Source organism: Nitratireductor basaltis (genome assembly GCF_000733725.1).
Taxonomy (GTDB): Bacteria; Pseudomonadota; Alphaproteobacteria; order Rhizobiales; family Rhizobiaceae; genus Chelativorans; species Chelativorans basaltis.
This window is the reverse complement of sequence record NZ_JMQM01000001.1, coordinates 720,058-740,374: the sequence shown is the minus strand read 5'-3', so window position 1 is coordinate 740,374 and position 20,317 is coordinate 720,058. Positions and strand designations below refer to the sequence as shown.

18 protein-coding genes and 1 other RNA gene are annotated in these 20,317 nt (G+C 59.5%); all 19 read right to left on the bottom strand.

Going from position 1 to position 20,317, the window contains the following annotated elements:
- The 19 genes from ftsA to EL18_RS03430 all read right to left on the bottom strand — a co-directional run bounded on the left by ftsA (position 1) and on the right by EL18_RS03430 (position 20,258).
- Positions 1-1,308, bottom strand: a complete 1,308-nt coding sequence (ftsA, locus tag EL18_RS03515) for a cell division protein FtsA (RefSeq protein WP_036479820.1) — start codon at positions 1,306-1,308, stop codon at positions 1-3.
- Entirely contained in the window at positions 1,305-2,204 is a 900-nt protein-coding gene (locus tag EL18_RS03510; protein WP_051913730.1) for a cell division protein FtsQ/DivIB, read from the bottom strand. Before EL18_RS03510 ends, ftsA begins: the two co-directional genes overlap by 4 nt.
- Positions 2,192-3,118, bottom strand: a complete 927-nt coding sequence (locus tag EL18_RS03505) for a D-alanine--D-alanine ligase (protein WP_036479818.1) — start codon at positions 3,116-3,118, stop codon at positions 2,192-2,194. The genes EL18_RS03510 and EL18_RS03505 overlap by 13 nt, the downstream gene beginning before the upstream one ends.
- A gap of 326 nt (positions 3,119-3,444) precedes the next feature.
- The gene (murB, locus tag EL18_RS03500; RefSeq protein WP_036479816.1) at positions 3,445-4,407 is read right to left on the bottom strand and encodes a UDP-N-acetylmuramate dehydrogenase; all 963 of its coding nucleotides are present in this window, start codon (positions 4,405-4,407) and stop codon (positions 3,445-3,447) included.
- The gene (gene murC / locus EL18_RS03495; protein WP_036479813.1) at positions 4,404-5,801 is read right to left on the bottom strand and encodes a UDP-N-acetylmuramate--L-alanine ligase; all 1,398 of its coding nucleotides are present in this window, start codon (positions 5,799-5,801) and stop codon (positions 4,404-4,406) included. Before murC ends, murB begins: the two co-directional genes overlap by 4 nt.
- Positions 5,798-6,925, bottom strand: a complete 1,128-nt coding sequence (gene murG / locus EL18_RS03490) for an undecaprenyldiphospho-muramoylpentapeptide beta-N-acetylglucosaminyltransferase (protein WP_036479810.1) — start codon at positions 6,923-6,925, stop codon at positions 5,798-5,800. The genes murC and murG overlap by 4 nt, the downstream gene beginning before the upstream one ends.
- A gap of 1 nt (position 6,926) precedes the next feature.
- Entirely contained in the window at positions 6,927-8,081 is a 1,155-nt protein-coding gene (gene ftsW, locus EL18_RS03485) for a putative lipid II flippase FtsW (protein WP_036479807.1), read from the bottom strand.
- On the bottom strand, positions 8,078-9,481 hold the full coding sequence (gene murD, locus EL18_RS03480) for a UDP-N-acetylmuramoyl-L-alanine--D-glutamate ligase (protein ID WP_036479804.1): 1,404 nt from the start codon (positions 9,479-9,481) through the stop codon (positions 8,078-8,080). The genes ftsW and murD overlap by 4 nt, the downstream gene beginning before the upstream one ends.
- A gap of 10 nt (positions 9,482-9,491) precedes the next feature.
- Complete coding sequence (gene mraY / locus EL18_RS03475) at positions 9,492-10,574, bottom strand: phospho-N-acetylmuramoyl-pentapeptide-transferase (RefSeq protein WP_036479802.1); 1,083 nt, start codon at positions 10,572-10,574, stop codon at positions 9,492-9,494.
- A gap of 23 nt (positions 10,575-10,597) precedes the next feature.
- Positions 10,598-12,031: a UDP-N-acetylmuramoylalanyl-D-glutamyl-2,6-diaminopimelate--D-alanyl-D-alanine ligase gene (locus EL18_RS03470; protein WP_036479800.1), complete on the bottom strand. Its 1,434-nt coding sequence runs from the start codon at positions 12,029-12,031 to the stop codon at positions 10,598-10,600.
- Entirely contained in the window at positions 12,028-13,479 is a 1,452-nt protein-coding gene (locus EL18_RS03465; protein ID WP_036479797.1) for a UDP-N-acetylmuramoyl-L-alanyl-D-glutamate--2,6-diaminopimelate ligase, read from the bottom strand. Before EL18_RS03465 ends, EL18_RS03470 begins: the two co-directional genes overlap by 4 nt.
- Before the next feature lie 55 nt (positions 13,480-13,534).
- Positions 13,535-15,241 carry a peptidoglycan D,D-transpeptidase FtsI family protein gene (locus tag EL18_RS03460; protein ID WP_036483889.1) on the bottom strand — a complete coding sequence of 569 codons (1,707 nt, stop codon included), beginning with the start codon at positions 15,239-15,241 and terminating at the stop codon, positions 13,535-13,537.
- 5 nt (positions 15,242-15,246) lie between these two features.
- Complete coding sequence (gene ftsL, locus EL18_RS03455) at positions 15,247-15,609, bottom strand: cell division protein FtsL (protein ID WP_036479794.1); 363 nt, start codon at positions 15,607-15,609, stop codon at positions 15,247-15,249.
- Between the two features lie 6 nt (positions 15,610-15,615).
- Entirely contained in the window at positions 15,616-16,638 is a 1,023-nt protein-coding gene (gene rsmH, locus EL18_RS03450; protein ID WP_036479791.1) for a 16S rRNA (cytosine(1402)-N(4))-methyltransferase RsmH, read from the bottom strand.
- Complete coding sequence (gene mraZ / locus EL18_RS03445) at positions 16,635-17,102, bottom strand: division/cell wall cluster transcriptional repressor MraZ (protein ID WP_036479789.1); 468 nt, start codon at positions 17,100-17,102, stop codon at positions 16,635-16,637. The genes rsmH and mraZ overlap by 4 nt, the downstream gene beginning before the upstream one ends.
- Positions 17,103-17,481: 379 nt before the next feature.
- Positions 17,482-17,881, bottom strand: an RNA gene (gene rnpB, locus EL18_RS17375) — RNase P RNA component class A.
- Between the two features lie 49 nt (positions 17,882-17,930).
- Positions 17,931-18,608 carry a lytic transglycosylase domain-containing protein gene (locus tag EL18_RS03440; protein WP_036479787.1) on the bottom strand — a complete coding sequence of 226 codons (678 nt, stop codon included), beginning with the start codon at positions 18,606-18,608 and terminating at the stop codon, positions 17,931-17,933.
- Positions 18,609-18,789: 181 nt separating this feature from the next.
- On the bottom strand, positions 18,790-19,551 hold the full coding sequence (locus tag EL18_RS03435; protein ID WP_036479785.1) for an N-acetylmuramoyl-L-alanine amidase: 762 nt from the start codon (positions 19,549-19,551) through the stop codon (positions 18,790-18,792).
- Positions 19,548-20,258 (bottom strand): J domain-containing protein, encoded by a 711-nt coding sequence (locus EL18_RS03430; RefSeq protein WP_036479783.1) that lies wholly within the window; start codon positions 20,256-20,258, stop codon positions 19,548-19,550. Before EL18_RS03430 ends, EL18_RS03435 begins: the two co-directional genes overlap by 4 nt.
- Positions 20,259-20,317: the final 59 nt, after the last annotated feature.

The following is a 20,317-nucleotide window of genomic DNA, read 5'->3' as shown; positions in this document are numbered from 1 at the left end:
CTAGAAGCTGTCTCGCAACCATTGACTGACGCGCTGGAACCGCCCTCCGGTGCCCGTCGCACGTGTGAATATGCCGCCCTTGGAACCGCGGCTCTCGAAATCCGCAACCTGCGGATAAATCAACAGGCCGATCGGGGCAGCAAAGGCCGGCCCCTTCGCAGCCTCGGGCAAGCCGGCAACGCCGAGCGGGCGACCAAGACGCACATTTCGTCCAAGCAGCCTGCGAGCGGCTTCGGGAAGCCCTGCAAGTTGGCTTGCGCCACCCGTCAGGACGATGCGCCGGCCGACCATGTTTCCGTAGCCCGACTGGTTCAGCCGATCGCGAACCATCTCAAGCGTTTCTTCGATGCGCGCACGGACGATGCGTGTCATCACCGCGCGCGGCACCTGAAGTGGCTGCTCGCTCTCATCCGTTCCCATCGGCTGAATGGCGACGATGTCGCGATCATCCGCCGTAGCCGGCAGCGCCGATGCGTGCATGACCTTCAGGCGCTCCGCATCCTCAAGGCGCGTGGAAAGACCGCGCGCCAGATCCATGGTCACGTGATTGCCGCCAATCGGCAATGCATCCGCATGGACGAACTTGCCGTCCATGAAGACCGAAATCGTCGTTGAGCCGCCGCCCATGTCGATGCAGGCCGCGCCCATCTCTGCCTCGTCATCGACCAGTGCGGCAAGTCCCGAGGCATAGGGGGTCGCGACCAGTCGTTCAACAGTCAGGTGCGAGCGATTGATGCACAGTTCGAGATTGCGCAGCGGCACCGAATCGGCGGTGAGGACATGCATGTCCACGCCCAGCGTTTCACCAACCATGCCGCGCGGATCGCGAATGCCCTTCTCAAGATCCAGCGAGAAGCCGACCGCCAGCGAATGCACCACTTCACGCTCGGCCTTGAGCGCCTGGCGCGCACCGGCTGCGAGCACACGGTCGATATCCGACTGGGTTGCTTCATGGCCACCAAGGCGGATTGTGGCGCTCGCGCTTTCGCTCTTCAGACGACCGGCAGAAACATTGACGATCAGCGAATCGACCGTCAGGCCCGCCATGCGTTCTGCAGCGTCGACGGCAAGACGGATGGCGTTTTCGGCTTTTTCAAGATCGACAATGACACCGGATTTCACGCCCTGCGACTTCTGGTGACCGATACCGATGACCTTGATGCGGTGTGTGCGGTGACGCAGAGCGCGGCTGCCTTCGAGCGGCAGCAGCTTGGCAATGATGCAGCAGACCTTGCTGGAACCGACATCAAGGACCGTGATGATGCCGGAACGCTGGGCGGAATTACGGGAACCAGAGAGCCAGCTCATATGCGTGCTCCCTTCTTCAATGCCTTCAGTTTTGCCTCGAACGCATCGCTTCGCTCTTCCGCAGCCTCAGCCGTCATGGCAACCGTGATGCGATCGGGAACGCGCATGTCCACAGCGGTAACCGCGCGTGAGAAGAGCTGATACTGTGCATCAAGTTCGGCAACTTCCCTGACTGCCGCGGCATATCCATGCTCCGGCAACTGTATCGTGACATCATTGTCGAGACGCAGATCCCAACGACGATCAGCAACGCGAATGAAGGCTTTCACCCGCCCCTGCAGCTGCGGCACCGCCTCAACGAGCGAAACGATTTCAGGTGCGATTTCGTTAGCACCCTCGCCGATCACCAGCGGCAGAACTGCATGATGCGAGCGCGAATAGGGCGCGATGATTGCGCCATCCATTTCCACGACCGAGACCGTCTGCCCGCGCTGCCAAAGGGCATAGGCCTGACGCTCCACGACCGACACCTCAACGGTACCGGGATAAACCTTGCGCACGGTCGCACTTTCCACCCAGGGAAGCTGGGCAATGCGCTCGCGCGCATTCGATGCGCTAAAACCGACCATGGAGGTCCAGCCATCCAGACCGATCTGCTGGAGAACATCTATTTCGGATGTCTCCACATTTCCGGCTATCTGCACATCACTGATCGCAAAGCCGACGCGCGAGGTCGTTGCCTGGACAACCTCATCAAGATGGCCACCCTGAAGCCCGCCATAAAGACCGGTCGCCGAAAACAGGATCGCTGTTGCGATGGTCGCCGCGAAGGGAGGCGGATTGATTTCATCGATGCGGAGACGCGAAACCATGCGCACCGGCCTGCGCAACCAGCGCGGCAGCACGAAGCCGCCATCTACGGCATGTGCACCCTTAGCCGACCTCAGCGCGAACAAGACGCATCCTCCACCATCCAACTCAACAACTCACCAAAGCTATGCCCTGCCTGGGCAGCGATATCGGGCACGAGCGAGGTGGGCGTCATGCCCGGCTGCGTGTTGATTTCCAGCCAGATCAACTCCCCGTCTTCGGAAAACCGATCATCGTAGCGAAAGTCGGAGCGACTCACCCCACGGCAGCCAAGAGCCTTGTGTGCCTTGAGGGACAGTGTTTGTATCTTTTGGTAAATTTTCGGTGAAATTTCTGCCGGCACCACATGCTTTGATGCTCCAGGCACATACTTTGAGTCGTAATCGTAGAAGCTGTGACCGACGGGCACGATTTCGCACACAGCCAAGGCCACATCACCCACGATGGCGCAGGTAAGCTCGCGTCCGTGGACATACCGCTCCACCATTACACGCTCACCATAAGACCAGTCACCGGCGCTGATTGCCTGAGGCGGATGCGACTGCCCCTCACGCACGATCACGACACCGAAACTGGAGCCTTCAGCCACCGGCTTGACCACATAAGGCGGCTTCATCGGATGCGTATTGACCACATCTTCACGATTCATGATCTTCGATTCGGCAACCGGAATACCGGCAGCCTTCGCAACCGTCTTGGCCAATTCCTTGTCCATGGCGAGCGCCGAAGCCAGCACACCTGAATGCGTGTAGGGTATTCCCAGATATTCGAGGATGCCCTGTATCTTGCCATCCTCACCGAAGGGACCGTGAAGCGCATTGAAGGCGACATCGGGCGAGAGCTCGGTCAACACCTGACCGACATCACGACCGACATCCACCCGCGAAACACGATAACCTTCAACTTCAAGCGCATCAGCGCAGGCATTGCCTGAAGACAGACTGACCGGCCGCTCGGAAGAGAACCCGCCCATCAATACGGCTACATGCTTTTTCGCCATTTAGGAGCACCCTCTCCAGCCTGAAGTAATATCCCGGCAACCCACCGCTTAAGTCCTCAATTTATAGCGCGCGCAACCTTGCGCCTGCCTTGCAGACGCCACCACGCTCGACCCACTGAAACTGGCGATAAACGGATACCGGCACTGGCCGCTGCAACCGCCCCCGGCGACAACCGACTCAAATCAGCTAACGCTGATGCCTAAAGAATCAGAGACTTGATTCCGTGACAAGAGCCGGGGATTCCGAACGATTCAAAAAATAATAAAAGTGATCAAACAAGTGGCCCATCAAGTTCATCTGGGCACGAATGAACGGCTATATGCAATTAAAGCATTTGCCCCAGGAACGGCTCGATCTCCCTGCCCGTCTGAAACTTGCCGATGCGCTTGATTTCCCAATGTAGCTTTATGCCGGAGTGCTCCAGCACCTTTGCGCGCACCGTCTCGCCCAGATACTCAAGATCGTAACCTGTTGCATTGCCGGTATTAATCATGAAATTGCAGTGCATGGGCGACATCTGCGCACCGCCGATCATCAGCCCTCGGCAGCCTGCATTGTCGACTTCCTTCCATGCAGAGGTGCCTTCGGGATTCTTGAAGGTGGAACCGCCCGTCTTCTCGCGCACCGGCTGCACCGTTTCGCGATGATGCTGCACCTCGTCCATTGCCTTTCGGATTGTTTCCGCGTCCTCGGGATATCCCTCCAGAAGCGCTGAGGTGAAGATCAGATCCGCAGGCGCTTCCGATTTCCTGTAGGAGTAGCCCATCTCTTCGCGCGTCAGGACGTGCCGGTTTCCCTGGCGATCAAGCGCCCGCACCTCCACAACACGCTCACAGGTCTCCACGCCATTGGCGCCACCATTCATTCTCAGCGCACCGCCAAGTCCACCCGGGATACCGTGGAAAAAGTGAAAGCCACCGATTCCTGCTTCCTGCGCCTTCGCAGCCAATCGCTTGTCAGGCAGGGCAGCACCCGCTTCAAGCTGCGTCTCAGACCTCTGTTCGACCCAGCCAAATCCCTTGGCGGACAGACGCACGACAAAGCCATCCAGACCGCCATCGCGCACGAGCAGATTTGAGCCGATACCAACCAGCGTGATCGGGATTTCTTCCGGCACGACACGCAGAAATTCGGCGAGGTCTTCCTCGTCCTGCGGCTGAAAAAGCGCTTCCGCAGCACCGCCGGTTCTGAACCAGGTGATCTTGTCCATGCCCGCATTGGCAACAAGCTTGCCACGCAGACCTTTCAGACGATCCCCCAGACGTTCGATCAGGTTCTGATCGCTCATCCGTTGAGCTCTCCCGGCAGTGCGTAAGCCCACTGGGTAATATTGCCAGCGCCGAGAAAGACGACAAAGTCGCCCGGCTTGGCAATCTCGCGAACCAGTGGCGCAACCGCCTCCGCACCTTCCAGATATCGCGCATCCCGATGGCCGCCTGCACGAATGCTGGCAACAAGAGACGCAGAATCCGCGCCCTCTATGGGCTCTTCGCCCGCAGTATAGACCGGCGCGACAAGCACTGTATCCGCATCGTTGAAACAGGCTGCGAAATCGTTGAAGAGATCGTGCAGACGCGTGTAGCGGTGCGGCTGCGCAACGGCGATCACGCGGCCCGAAGTCGCCTCGCGCGCGGCCTTAAGAACAGCCCTGATTTCTACGGGGTGATGGCCGTAGTCATCGAAGATCTCGACCCCGTTCCAGGAACCCGTATGGGTAAAGCGCCGCTTCACACCCCCGAAGCCGGCCAGCCCCTTGCGAATATCCTCGGCGGAAACGCCCAGCTCATGGGCGACCGCGATAGCTGCGACGGCATTGGACACATTGTGCCGGCCAGGCATGGGAAGGCGCAAGCCCTCAAGAAGCGTCACCGCATCTCCACGGCGCTCGCGAATGGCGACATCGAAAACGGAAGTGGCACCGTCCATGTGATGGTTCGAGAAACGCACGGCAGCCTGCGGATTCTCGCCATAGGTAACGACGCGACGGTCTTCGATATGGCTTACCAGTGCCTGAACCTCCGGATGGTCGATGCACATGACGCCGAAGCCATAGAAGGGAACATTCTCGACGAACTGCCGGAAAGCTGCACGAACCTTGTCGAAGGATCCATAGTGATCGAGATGCTCGGGATCGATATTGGTAACCACGGCAATTTCGGCCGGCAGCTTCAGGAAGGTGCCGTCGCTCTCGTCGGCCTCCACAACCATCCAATCGCCCTTGCCCATGCGCGCATTGGTGCCATAGGCATTGATGATCCCACCATTGATGACCGTGGGATCAAGCCCGCCTGCATCAAGCAGGGCCGATACCATGGATGTGGTCGTGGTCTTGCCATGCGTGCCGCCGATTGCGACGGCCTGTCGGAAGCGCATGAGCTCTGCCAGCATCTCCGCGCGGCGCACGATCGGAAGAAGCTTTTCGCGCGCCGCCTGATATTCCGGATTGGTCTTCTTGATCGCCGTTGATACGACGACGACTTCGGCGTTGCCGATATTTTCCGCCGCCTGGCCCACCATCACCGGTATGCCCTTTTCACGCAGCCGGATCACATTGGCGTTTTCCGCCTGATCGGAACCCTGCACCTGGTAGCCCAACGTATGCAAGGCTTCCGCAATGCCGCTCATTCCAATGCCGCCAATGCCGATAAAGTGGACGACGCCGATGGTCTGCGGCATTTTCATGAGCTGGTTTCCTTCCTCAATTCTTCGCTTGCGCGCCCCTGTGCCACCTGTTCGGCCAGGTCCGCAAGTCTTTTGGCCGCATCCGGCTTGCCCGAAGAGCGTGCAAAACCGGCAATGCGCGCCAAAGCCTGCGGTTCCTGCATCTTTTCGGCAAGAAAGGCGCTCAGCCTCCGTGCATCAAGTTGCGCCTGTGGCACGATCTCGGCGCCTCCCGCTTGCGCAAGCGCAGCCGCATTCGCCGACTGATCATGATCCAGCGCATATGGATAGGGCACCAGAAGCGCCGGACGGCCGATGGCAGAGATTTCCGAAACGGTCGAAGCGCCTGAACGGGATATCACGAGATGCGCTCGCGCAATATGCTCGGCCATATTGCTGAAAAAGGGCGACACCTCTGCGTCCACGCCAAGCTGAACATAGCGAGCGCGCACTTCCTCTTCGTCTTCCTTTCGCGCCTGCTGAACAATCTTCAGCCGTTGACGCATGGCATCATCAAGCTGCGCGACGGCTTCCGGAACCGCTTCGGAGAAGAACCGTGCACCCTGGCTCCCGCCAAAGACCAGGAGGTGGAATGGCTCATCAGGACCTGGCGCTATGTATTCCTGCTCCATCGCCTTCAGGACCGCAGGACGCACGGGGTTGCCTGTAACCACCGTCTTTTGCGGAAATGGCCCGCCGCCTTCCGGCAGGAAGCCGCCTGCGATCGCGTCCACTTTCGCGGCAAGTGCCTTGTTCGCCCGCCCCATGACCGCGTTTTGCTCATGAATCATGGAAGGGATGTTTTTCCGAGCGGCGGCAAAAAGCGGCGGGATGGTGGGGTAACCTCCAAAGCCGACAACCACACCCGGCTTCACCCGTTCAAGCAGTGCGGATGCCTGCCGATAGCCGCGCCAGATCGTCATCAGGCTGCGGAGGATCACAACCGGATTTTTCGAACCGAAGGTCGCAGCTTCCACGCGATGGATTTCTTCGGCTGGAAAGTCGGCCGCGAAGCGGGCTGCCCGCATATCCGTCACGAGTTGTACGGACCAGCCGCGGCCCTTCAACTCATGTGCCAGCGCTTCGGCCGGAAAGAGGTGACCGCCGGTCCCACCGGCGCAAAGCAAAGCTGTCTTGTTCTGCATGTCAGCCCGCCGCTGCCGCTCTTGATCCAAGACCACCCATACCCGAAGCCACGCGCCTTTGCGGCTTGCGCCGGGAAAGAGCGAGAACGAACCCCATGGAGATGGCCATGGCGATAAGCGAGGAGCCGCCATATGAGATGAAGGGCAGCGTCATTCCCTTCGCCGGCATCATGCGCACATTCACCGCCATGTTGATGATGGACTGGAAGCCGAAGAGGATTACCAGACCGCTCATAGCATAGCGCGTGAAGTCATCCGTTTCGCGCCGCGCAAGATAGAGCCCGCGCAGAACGACAAATGCGAAAAGGGAAACGATCACCAGACACATGATCAGGCCGAATTCCTCACCGGCCACCGCGAAGACGAAGTCCGTGTGGCTGTCCGGCAGGATGCGTTTAACGGAGCCTTCGCCCGGACCTTTTCCGAGCCAACCACCCCGCGTCAACGCTTCCAGACTCATATCGACCTGGTAGGTGTCGCCCTCGCCGGTGACAAAGCGGTCGATGCGGTCCGCCACATGCGGGAACGTCGCATAGGCCGCGAATGCGCCGCCAATGCCGACCGCGCCAAGAAGCAGGATCCACAGCCACGGCATGCCGGCAATGAAGAACATTGCGCCCCACGTGCCGAGCACCAGCATGGTCTGACCAAGGTCGGGCTGTGCGACAAGAAGCGAGACGACGAGACCAAGCAGGATCATCGCGAACAGGTTGCCCGGAATTTCAGGCTGCCGTGCATGTTCGGCAAAGAGCCAGGCACAAATGACCACGAATGCCGGCTTGAGATATTCGGAAGGCTGGATCGAGATGCCGAAGAGATACAGCCAGCGGCGTGATCCCTTGACCTCCATGCCGATGAAGAGCGTCGCCACCATCATGACCAGCGCACCGGCGAACATGAGAAGCGCGAAGCGGCGCACATAGCGGGCATCAAGGAACGAAATGCCTATGAGCGCAATCAGCGCCGGCACCATGAAGATCACCTGGCGTGTCACGAAGTGGAAGCTGTCCAGTCCGATGCGCTCTGCAACAGCAGGGCTTGCGGCGAAGGAAAGCACCACGCCCAGCCCCATGAGCATCAGGAAGGCGGCCAGAAACCACCGGTCCACCGTCCACCACCAATTGGCAACAAGGCTGCGGTCTGTGCGGCTGATCATGTCCCGCTCTCCCCGATGAGCTGAATTCCGGGCTGCGCCAGAACCGCATTGCGGAAGGCATCGCCCCGGACTTCGAAATTTCTGAACTGGTCGAAACTCGCACAAGCTGGCGATAACAGAACAACAACCTCACCAGCGCCGTCTTCAGCTGCATCGCGAGTCGCGTTTGCGACGGCAGCTTCTATGGTACCGGAAATCTCATAAGGCGTCGCCTCGCCCAGAGTTGCCGAAAACGCCGGCGCGGCCTCACCGACCAGATAGGCTTTTGCAACGCGCGGAAAAAGCGGTCGCAAACTCTCGATCCCACCCTGTTTCGGAAGGCCACCCACGATCCAGTAGATGCGTTCGAAACTGGACAATGCCGGAGCGGCAGCTTCCGCATTCGTGGCTTTGGAATCGTTGACGAAGAGCACGTGCCCCCGGCGACCGACCTGCTCCATGCGGTGCGCCAGCCCCGGAAATGTCGAGAAGCCGGTTTGGATCTCCTCATGCGAAAGTCCGCACTGGATGCAGGCGGCAAGCGCTGCCAATGCGTTCTGCGCATTGTGCCGGCCGCGCAATGACCCAATGCCGGAAAGCGAAATGACAGGACGCGTTTCCCCGTTCTTCGCCTCGAACAAAGCCGAACCTTGAGCGAAATAGCCCTCATCCAACGCGCCCGCAGCAGAGATACGCACCACCTGCTGCCCCTTCGCCTCGAGCCGGTCGGCAATCTGAGCGCACCATTCATCGTCGACACCAATGATGGCGCAGTCGCTTCCCGCAACAAGCCGCTCCTTGATGGCCGCGTAGTTCTCCATCGTCCCATGCCGGTCAAGATGATCGGGAGACAGATTGAGAAGCACACCGGCCGACGGTCTGAGCGTTGGTGCCAGATCGATCTGGTAGGAGGAGCACTCGACCACGTAGTGACGCTCGGGCGCCGGCACGTCGAGTGTCATGACCGCCCGACCGATATTACCGCCCATCTGAGTGTCCCGTCCGGCAGCCTGCAGGACGTGAGACACCAGCGCGGTCGTGGTGGACTTGCCATTTGTGCCTGTGATCGCAACCAGCGGAGCATCGGGTGCGCGGGCAGCACGCTCAAGCGAAAACAGCTCGACATCACCTATGATCGGCACATCGGCAGCTCTAGCCAGGTCAACGCTCCAGTGAGGATGCGGATGGGTCAGCGGCACTCCCGGCGAAAGCACGAAAGCATCGGCACCCGCCCAGTCGAACTCACGCAGGTCGACTGTCGTGATGCCTTCCCCATATGCTTTGTCGACATTTTCCGGATTGTCGTCCCAAGCGACGACCCGCGCCCCACCCGCGCCCAGAGCAAGTGCTGTGGCAATGCCGGAGCCGCCCAACCCGAACAGAGCGAGCGTTTTGCCTTCAAAGGTGGACGCAGGGATCATTGCGGCAAGCCTAACGCAGCTTCAGCGTGGAGAGGCCAATCAGGGCCAGCACCACGGATATGATCCAGAAGCGGATCACTACCTGGCTTTCCGTCCAGCCGAGCTTCTCGAAGTGGTGATGGATCGGCGCCATGAGGAACACGCGCTTTCCGGTCATCTTGAAGACGGCAACCTGGATGATGACCGAGAAGATCTCGATGACGAACAGGCCGCCGATAATGGCGAGAACGATCTCGTGCTTGGTCGCCACAGCAACCGTGCCGATAAGACCGCCAAGCGCGAGTGAACCGGTATCGCCCATGAAGATGGCAGCAGGTGGAGCATTGAACCAGAGAAATCCAAGCCCGGCGCCGATTACGGCACCAAGAATGACCGCCAGTTCGCCAGTGCCCGGTACGAAATGGATCTGCAAATAGTCTGCAAAGATCGCATTACCGGAAAGATAGGCGATCACACCGAAAGAAGCCGCAGCAACCATCACCGGAACGGTCGCCAGCCCATCAAGACCATCGGTCAGATTGACGGCATTGCCTGCGCCCACGATCACGAATGCGGCGAAGGGGATGAAGAAAAGGCCGAGATTGAGGATCAGTTCCTTGAGGAACGGAAAGGTTAGCGACGAGGAAAACGGTTCCTGCCCTGCATTCATGATCGCATAGGCGGCGACACCGGCAATAAGGAACTCAAGCAGCAGTCGAACCTTGCCGGAAAAGCCCAGATGCGACTGCTTGGTGACCTTCAGATAATCGTCATAGAAACCGATGGCACCGAAGCCCAGGGTGACCATCAGGGTGACCCAGACATAGACACTGCCGAGATTGGCCCAAAGCAGTGACGAGCCGATGATGCCGATCAGGATCATCAGGCCGCCCATCGTCGGCGTTCCCGCCTTCTTGAAATGCGTCTGAGGTCCATCCGCGCGGATCGGCTGGCCCTTGCCCTGGCGGATCCTCAGCGAATTGATGATCATCGGTCCGAACAGGAAAACGAGCAGCGCCGAGGTGATCAGCGCGCCGCCGGTGCGGAAGGTGATGTAGCGGAAAATGTTGAAGGCCGTGAATTCATCGGCGAACTGCACGAGAAGCATCAGCATGTCTTGTGTTCCTCTCGTGCTTTCTACTGCGCCGGCTTTTCGGCTGATGCCGATGAGAAGTGCTTCAGAAGCACGTTCACGAGCCTGGCAAATCCGATGCTCTTGGAAGCTTTCATCATGACTGTATCCCCTGGCCGTACCGTTTCGAGAAGCAGCGGCTCGAGTTCGTCCGCGCTTTCACGGTATTCCACTGTCACCCCCTCAGGTGCACTGTCAGCCAGTGCCTTCATTTCATTTCCTGCCAAAAGCAGGAGGTCAACGCCGCTCTCCGCAATGATCCCTGATAGCGCTTCATGCAGCTTGGCGGAATGGCTGCCCAGCTCCAGCATGTCACCGAGAACCGCAATGCGGCGCCCGCCATTGTCCTTCGGCGCGCTCCCAAGCACCTGCATCGCAGCGCGCATGGAAGCCGGGTTGGCATTGTAGCTTTCGTCGATCAGAGTGAAGGTGCCCGCACCCTTCCGCAGTTCATGCCGCCGCCCGCGTCCCTCCTCGGCAGAAAAACCTGCCATGGCATTGGCAACTGTTGTCAGATCCGCACCGGCCAGATGGGCTGCACCGATGGCAGCAAGAGCATTCTGCACCATATGACGGCCCGGCGCACCGATGCGCAGCAGCGCCTCCTGGCCTGCAGCTTTCATCTCGACAACGGAGCGATCGCCTTCGCCGACATGGCGCAACAGCTTGAACTGCGCGCGCTGATGCTCGCCGAAGCCCCAGATATTCTCGATCCCCGCATCATTGGCCATCTGCGACAGGAGAGCCCAGCGCTGATCGTCGCGATTGATGACCGCATGCCCGCCGGGGACGACACCAGAGAATATCTCCCCCTTGGCGCGCGCGATCTCGTCGAGGCTCTTGAAGTGTCCCAGATGCGCAGCCGCAACCAGCGTCACAATGGCGATTTCCGGACGCACCAGCTTGACCAGCGGTGTGATCTCGCCGGGATGGTTCATCCCGATCTCGAAGATGCCATAGTCACAGTCAGCCGGCATGCGTGCCAGCGTGAGCGGCACACCCCAATGATTGTTGAACGACTTGTCCGCAGCATGCACCGTACCGACGCTCGACAGGATATGACGCAGCATCTCCTTCGTCGTCGTCTTGCCTGCCGAACCGGTCACCGCGATCACGCGCGCGCTCGAACGCTTGCGTGCGGCGGCACCCAGATCTTCCAGCGCCTTCAGGACGTCGGGAACGACCAGCTTGGGAACCGAAAGCCGACCGAGTGCCGGCACTTTCTCTTCCGATACGACAAGCAGTCCCGCGCCGGCAGCCATGGCTGCGGTCGCAAAGTCATGGCCGTCGAACTGCTCGCCCTTGATTGCAAAGAAGGCTTCACCGCGTTGCAGGGTGCGGGTATCGATGGAAATTCCCGTCACGCCTTCGGGCATGGTGCCCCAGGGCCGTCCGCCGGTGGCGTCGATCAGTTCCTGTGCCGTCCAGAGATAGCTCAATCCACATTCTCCCCGAGCGCGCGCCGTACCTCTTCATGGTCGGAGAAATGATGCTTCTGCCCGGCAATCTCCTGCCCGACCTCGTGACCCTTGCCGGCGACGATCAACGTATCACCTTCCTCGAGAAGTCCGACGGCAGTGTTTATGGCTTCGCGCCGATCGCCGATCTCTCGTGCCTGCGGAATGGCTTCCATGATGGCAGCGCGTATCGTTGCCGGATCTTCCGAACGCGGATTGTCGTCCGTGACGATTGCAATATCCGCCAGTCGCCCGGCGATCTCGCCCATGATCGGGCGCTTGCCCGCATCCCGGTCTCCGCCGCAACCGAAGACGACCACGACCCGCCCCGTGGTGAAGGGGCGCACCGACTTCAGGACATTCTCGAGCGCTTCCGGCTTGTGCGCGTAGTCAACATAGACCTGCGCACCATTGGCAGCGGTCCCAACCAGTTCAAGACGACCCGAAGCCCCTTTCAGATGCTCCAGCGCCTTGAGTGCCGTTGATGCATCAAGACCCGTGGCGATGGCCATGCCTGCGGCCACGAGCGCATTCGCAATCTGGAAATCACCGGCTAGCGGCAGTTCGATCTCGTGAATCTCTCCGGCATGCTGGACTTCGGCCCGCTGGCGGTGGCGTTCATGTTCAACGCGTTTGAGCGCGAGGAAATCGCCCTTGCGGCCAACGGTCAGAACCTGAAGACCGGCATCCCTTGCAGCCTTAATGGTCGGCTCACTCCACACATCGTCGGCGAAGATGATCGCGGGTGCATTCTTCTCCATCAGCGTGTCGAAGAGGCGCATTTTCGTGCGGTGGTAATGTTCGACGGTCGGATGATAATCCATGTGATCCCGACCCAGATTGGTGAATCCGGCGGCTGCTAGACGCACTCCGTCCAATCGACGTTGGGACAGGCCGTGGCTGGACGCTTCCATGGCGCCATGGGTGACGCCTTCTGCGCAAAGCGCGCTCAGCAATTTGTGCAGCGAGACGGGGTCCGGCGTGGTCAGTTCGCCATATTCGTCGCGCCCCGGCGCCACCACGCCGGTCGTGCCGATACTCGCCGCCTTGAGGCCCGCCTGCTCCCAGATCTGACGCGTGAAAGAGGCGACGGACGTCTTGCCGCTGGTACCGGTCACGGCCACCATTGTGGCAGGTTGCCCCGCATGGAACCGCGCTGCTGCAAGGGCAAGGGCGCGGCGCGGGTCATCGACCTCGAGGACAGGCACATCGAGCACGTCACGTAACGCGCCAGCAGCAGCGACGACTGCTGCCGCACCGCGCTGAGTGGCATCGCGGGCAAACTGCGCGCCGTCGGCTTTGACGCCGGCAAGCGCGAAGAACAGGTCGCCCTTGGCCACTTTTCGGGAGTCGGCAGCTATTCCGGAAATGGTCAGACCTTCGGACCTGGCATCCAGAGGCAGGATATCGGCAAGCTCACGCAGTTTCATCGCGTCCCAACAATTTCATAATCTAGCCCCCCGGCCCTGCTCTGCCACGTTGGAATCACTGTGTCGAGACCAGCAAAGCCTCCGCTTCATGACCGAAATCGGGCTTTACGCCAAGTAAGGGCGCTGCACGACGGATTATGTTGTGGACCATCGGTGCTGAGTTGAGGCCAGCGGTCGCACTAAGTCCCTCACGTTCCGGCTTTGGCTCATCGATGATGACGAGCACGAGATAATCCGGATCATTGATCGGAAATCCGGCGATGAACGCATTGAAGCGCACATTGTTGGAATAGCGTCCATTGACGACCTTCTCGGCCGTTCCGGTCTTGCCCCCCACATAGTAGCCTTCGACATCCGCGCGACGTCCGGAGCCTTTTTCCGCGTTCAGGCGGAAGAGATAGCGCATCTGCTGGCTCGTGCGCTCGGAGATAACCTGCGTTGCCACCGCCATGGCCTCTTCTTCCGAACGCTTGAGGAAGGTTGGTGGAATGAGCTTGCCGCCATTGATCATCGCCGCACCGGCAACCGCTGTCTGCAACGGTGTCGTGGCCATGCCGTGACCATAGGAGATGGTGACGGAATTCAGCTTCTTCCATTCAGCCGGTTCCGTCGGACGTGCGACTTCGGGAAGCTCGGTGTCCATCTTGTCCAGGAGACCGATACGCTTGAGGAATTCGCGGTGCCCCTCGATCCCGACAACGTCAGCCATTTTGGCGGTACCGATATTGGAGGAGTAGATGAACACCTCCGGCACGCTCAGGACACGCCGCTTGCCATGAAAATCGTTGATGGTGAAGCGACCGAAACGCAACGGACGCGTCGCATCGAAGCTGTCATTGATGGATACCAGGCCCGAATCCAATGCCATTGCGGTGGTGAAGACCTTGAATGTCGACCCCATCTCGAAAACGCCGGCGCTCATGCGGTTAAGCCGGTCCTTGTCGAGCGCGTTGTGCGGATTGTTCGGATCGAAATCCGGCACGGAAGCCATTGCGACCACTTCGCCGGTCCGCGCATTAAGCACAACGCCACCGGCGGCCACGGCCTTGTAGCGATCCACGGCGCTGACAAGCTCCTCGCGCAGCAGATATTGCACGCGCAGATCTATGGAAAGCTGCACCGGCTCGAGCGTGTCGCGAGCTGCCAGGCCAAGCGCCTGAAGATCTGCAAGACCCTGCTCATCGACATATTTTTCCATGCCCGCAATGCCCTTGTTGTCGACATTGACGAGACCGAGAATATGCGAAGCCGTCGGGCCTCCAGGATAGAAGCGACGCTTTTCCGTACGGAAGCCGAGACCCGGAATGCCAAGAGCGAGAATGTCGGCCTGCTGACGTGGTGAAAGCTGGCGCTTCAGCCAGACAAAGCCCGCATCACTGTCCAGACGCCGATAGGCCTGCTCGTAATCGAGATCGGGCAGCACCGTCAGGAGTTTTTCGATGGCTTCATCCACGTCGACAATGCGGCGCGGCTCGGCAAACAACGATGCCGTCTTGATGTCTGTCGCGAGAACTTCGCCATTGCGATCGACAAGGTCGGGGCGAGACGCGGAAGCCTGGTTGCTGGGAAGATTGACACCGGGCTCTTCTTCCATGCCCAGATGGACGAGGCGCACGCCGATGGCAGCGTAGATGGCAAAAACCACGCCCATCGCCATGACGACGCGCCCGTGGGAGCCTCCACTGCGCCCGCGACTTCCCTCCAGGACAATTGTCTCCGGCGAAGCGCTGTCAGCCACCCGCTTGCGGCCCAGAAGCCTCATCATGCTCATTGGGCCACCCCTCCGGTAATCGTCTGATCCGGCTCCATTCCATCCATCTCCTCTGCCACTGCTGGCTGCGGGAACGGTATGGTGGCGAGTCCATTGACGTCGATGATCTGCTTGGGATCAAGCGGCTCAAGCCCGAGCTCGTCGCCGTAGATGTCGACAAGCTTCTGCAGATGGTTCGGCTGGGTCAGAAGACTCCAGTCTGCCTTGAGAACATCGATCTGGTCCTTCTCGAACTCGATCTGGCTCTCAAGCCTGGAAATCCGCTCCAGCATCGCCTCCGTGTCGTGCTTGGATTTGTATGTGAAGGCTGCCGCCGAAAGCATGACCCCGATCAATACGATATCGCTCGTCCTGAACACGTCGCCTCACCCTGCTTTCCGTGCCGCGGGGACAGTCAGCCCCAATGCCGGCATGCCAAACAAACCAAAATCTTCTTCTGCCGCCGCGGCAGTCGTGCGAACCGCATGACGAAGGTGTGCCGAGCGGGCCCGCGGATTTAAGGAGATCTCCTCCTCCGTCGGCGCAACCGGCTTGGCCGGTTTCTCGAACTGCGTGGCGATTTCATGTTGCGCTGGCAGATGGCGTGACCCGCCCTGTCCGCCCGATCGCGCCGTCATGAAGCGCTTCACCATGCGATCTTCGAGCGAATGGAAGGACACCACAGCCAGGACGCCACCGGGTTTCAGCGCACGCTCGGCAGCAAAAAGCGCCCGCGCCAACTCACCCAACTCGTCATTGACGAAGATGCGCAGCCCCTGAAAGACGCGTGTTGCCGGATGGATCTTGTCGCCGGGCTTTCTGCCGATAGTCTTCTCGACAAGGCTGGCAAGGTCGGCTGTCGTCTCGAAGGCACGTTGCTCCCGGCGCTTCTCGATTGCGCGCGCGATACGTCCGGCATGACGCTCCTCGCCAAGCAGGCCGAATATGCGGGTAAGGTCCTGAACCTTGTAACCGTTCACGACATCGGCAGCGCTCGGCCCCACCTGCCCCATGCGCATGTCCAGCGGTCCCTCGAAGCGGAAGGAGAAGCCGCGCTCGGCCTGATCGAGCTGCATGGATGACACGCCCACGTCCAGCACCACGCCATCCAGCGCGGCGCCAGCAAACTCGTCAAGCCTCGAGAAACGGCCGTGTTCAAGCCTCAACCGGCCCGCAAAGCGCTCGACCAGCGCCTTTCCGGCCGCGATTGCATCCGGATCCTGATCGATCGCCACGACATCCGCGCCGCGTTCCAGAATGGCCGTCGTATATCCGCCGGCGCCAAATGTACCATCCAGAATGCGCTTGCCTGCAGAAGGCTGCAGCGCATTCAGTACAGGCTCCAGAAGAACCGGAATGTGCCGGGCCGGTCCGCCACCGGCTTCCTCGTCGCCGGGGCCCGCCATCATTCCGATACTCCTGTTGAAGCCGCTTTCACGGCCTGTTGCCTGAGATTCCGCAACCGCTCGCGCACCTGCTCCCCGTGCTCGCGCAAACGCTTTGGCTCCCACATCTGGAAGAAGAACCCCCGCCCCACAAATGCGACCTCGTCCGAAATCCCCGTATGCTCGCGGATGAAGTCGCTGACCGTTATCCGGCCATCCTGATCCATCTTCACATAGCTGCCGTCGCCATGAACGAAGAAGGACATGTCGTCTGCCGTCTGGAGAAACGGGTCTTCCTGTGCGATGCGCTGTTCGTAGCGCTCCAGGAGATCGACGCCTCCGACATCCATCGCAGGAACATCCAGCCCCCTCAGCGCATAGAGATCCCCAAACCCCTTGCGCTGAACCACACTGCGAAAATGTGCAGGAACCGACACACGACCCTTCGCGTCTATCTTGTTGACCGCATTGGATAAAAATCGATCCATCTTCCATTGCGGCCACGCAGGGTGCCCAGCTCTCCATACCTGTCCGTTCAGCGCTCCGGCGCTTCTGAAGGGAAAAGTCCCCGCCCCATTTTCCGGGCGCAAAACGCGCCCCACGCCCTGCCATGTTTGGCAGTGGCGACGCACCCGAACGCTGTACTGAAACGATTGATCTGTTAGGTTTACGGGATAGCATGGGTGGCCATGGGCGTCAACGGGATTAGCATTCACTTATAACCGTCAAAGCAGCCGGAAAGCGCAGTGTCGGGCGTGTGAAAATATCTCGTTAAGCCTAATGAACCGTTATGATTGAAACGCTTGGAAGCCGGTCACAAAGAAAAGGGCCGGTTCTTTCGAACCAGCCCCGATCAGCATTCGGAAGAGCGCCAGCCGGTCTGTAAGCCGGGTTCTGTATGGCCACAGCCGAAGCTGCGACGTGACGGCCATTCATCTGCGGCCGGCATTGCTGCCGGCCTGAAGCAACCAACCCGGACGGGCAGGCTGGAACCGCCTTGAGGGTTTCCCTCGTCCCGTCCCTACTCGGTTTTGCTCCCGGTGGGGTTTACCTTGCCGCGCCTGTTACCAGGCAACGCGGTGGTCTCTTACACCACCCTTTCACCCTTGCCCGCCAGCCCGAAGGCCCGCGGGCGGTTTGCTTTCTGTGGCACTGTCCCTGGGGTCACCCCCGCCGGGCGTTACCCGGCACCGTTGTTCCATGGAGCCCGGACTTTCCTCACATGCAGCCTTTCGGCATTTGCACATGCGGCCGCCCGACCGACTGGCAGTGCGTATAAAGGGAGTTTGCGCGTCAAACGCAAACCCTTTCCTCGATTATCCCTTGGCGAGGATGCGCTGAACTTTCTTGCAATAGGCCGAAGAGATCGGATTCATGCGCTTCGCACCGTGACCTGCGTTGTATTTCAGGATCGTGCCGCATGTCGTTCCGCCGCCCAGCTTGTGTGCTTTGGCCAGATATTTCAGGCCGTATTTGATATTGGTCTCAGGGTTGTACAGCGCCTTCACCGAACCCGAATAGCCCATCATGCGCGCGGTCGCCGGCTTGATCTGCATCAGGCCGACCTCGCCTGCGGCACCACGAGCCGACGGGCGATAATTGCTCTCGACCGAGATGACCGCATGCGCCAGCGATACGGGCACACCGTACTGCGATGCATATTTGGCAACGATGCTGTGGTATGGCCTCGAACCGGAAGCCCGCTGTGCCTTCACTGCAGCGGTCTTGGCAGCAGTCTTCTTCGGCGTGCGTACCGAAGCGGTCGTCGTATTGTCGATATTCAGCTTCTTCGACTTCGCCTGCGCCGATGCCGCGGCAGCGCCTTTGGGCTTCTGGCCGGCACGCAGAACATCCTTCATCAGATCGCCAAAGGTCTTCTGGTTCTGGGAAGCAGCCTGCTGCGTCTGCGGCGCAGCAGGCCCGTCCTTTGCATTTGCGGCAAAGCTGATCGTACCGGCAGCAAGCGCCGCCGCGAGAAACACGTGAATTTTCATCGTTACCTGTCTTTTTCAGCGAAGGGCCGAAGCCCGCCCGTTGTTTGTTATCTCGAGGGCTGAAGCACTGACAGTTATGTGCGCCCCCGGCTCGACAGGGGTTTTACTGGACTTGTTGGACCAAAAAGGGCGAGTTTCATAAAAAAGTAAAAAACGATGAAATATTCCGTGATACAAAGCTTTAGCTGCTATGGCTGCCTTTCCACGCAGAAATGAGCTTTTCCAATGTCTTGATAGTGGAAACATCTGCGACACCATCGACCTTTTCCGGCCGATAATGTCTCTGAAATGCTTTCACCACGGTCGCGGTTTGCTTGTCATAGACACCGGTCTTGTTCACACCATAGCCATATTCTGCCAGATCAGCTTGCAGTTTCGCGACATCCGCATCCTTGGCGCCGGAGGCGATGCAGGCTCCTTCGATGACCGGCTCGGGCTCGACCCATAGTCCGACGCCATTTTCCGACAGCCGCTTCCAGGGAAACCATTCACCTGGGTCAATCTTGCGTCCAGGCGCCGTATCCGAGTGTCCAAGCACCCGTTCGGGCGGAATCTTGTGACGCTTGACGATGTCCTGCGAAAGCTTGATGACCGAAGCAATCTGCGCCTCGGGATATTCGGGCGCACCGTTATAGTGACCGCCATTGGCAATCTCGATGCCGATGGAAACGCCATTGACGTCTGGCGCATCGGCCCACGACCCCTTGCCCGCGTGCCAGGCGCGCTTGTCCTCCGGCACCATCTGCACGATCTTGCCGTCCTCGTAGACAAGATAATGGGCAGAGACCTTGAACTCCTCCGCGATCAGACGCTCAAGCGCGGCATCGCCAGTATCCATTCCGGTGTAGTGCTGAAGAAGAATATTAGGGCTGCGTTTCCGGTTGTTGAAATTGGGTGATGGTCTAACTTCGTCACATCCGCTGAAATCAGGTTTGAAACTCATAACAAACGCCTGTCTTTCTCAATCTGCTCATATGCCGCGTTCAGCGCCGCAAGGCGCGTATTCGCGATCGAAACAAACTCTTCGGGCACCCCGCGAGCAATCATACGGTCGGGGTGGTTTTCTACAACTAAAAGTCGATATGATTTTTTTATATCCGCAAGAGTTGCATTTTCGCTAACACCCAAAACGGTGTAGGGATTGGCATTCGCACCGAGTACATGACGCGCTTCGATACGGGCATAGTGAGACTGGTCGACGTCGAAAATCTCGGCGACACGCTGCAGAAAAGTCTGCTCATCCTCATGAAGGACGCCGTCAGCCTTGGCGATGTGGAAGAGAGCATCGAGAATGTCTTCGAGGATCTGGCAATTGCGCGCCCCTGAACCGCACAGGCCTGCCATTTGCTGCGCATAGGCTTCAAACCCTGCCACATCCTGGCGCGCCAGATCATAAAGCCGCGCTACATTGCGCTGCTCTTCGGGCGGAACGGAGAAAATCTCCTGAAAGGCGCGCACCTCGTCTTGCGTAACGATCCCGTCCGCCTTTGCCATCTTCGCGGACAACGCAATGATGGCGACAGAAAAAGCCACGCGACGGCGCAACTCGGGGTCGCCCGAGAACGCGGTCTTGATGGCTTCGATCAGGGAGGCAAGCACGCTTCCGGAACTGCGTGCGGCAAAACGGTAAATGCGTTCGAATATCGTCATCGCAACCTCAATAAAGCGATTTGATGACGAATGCGAGAAGGAGACAACCCTCTCCTGCC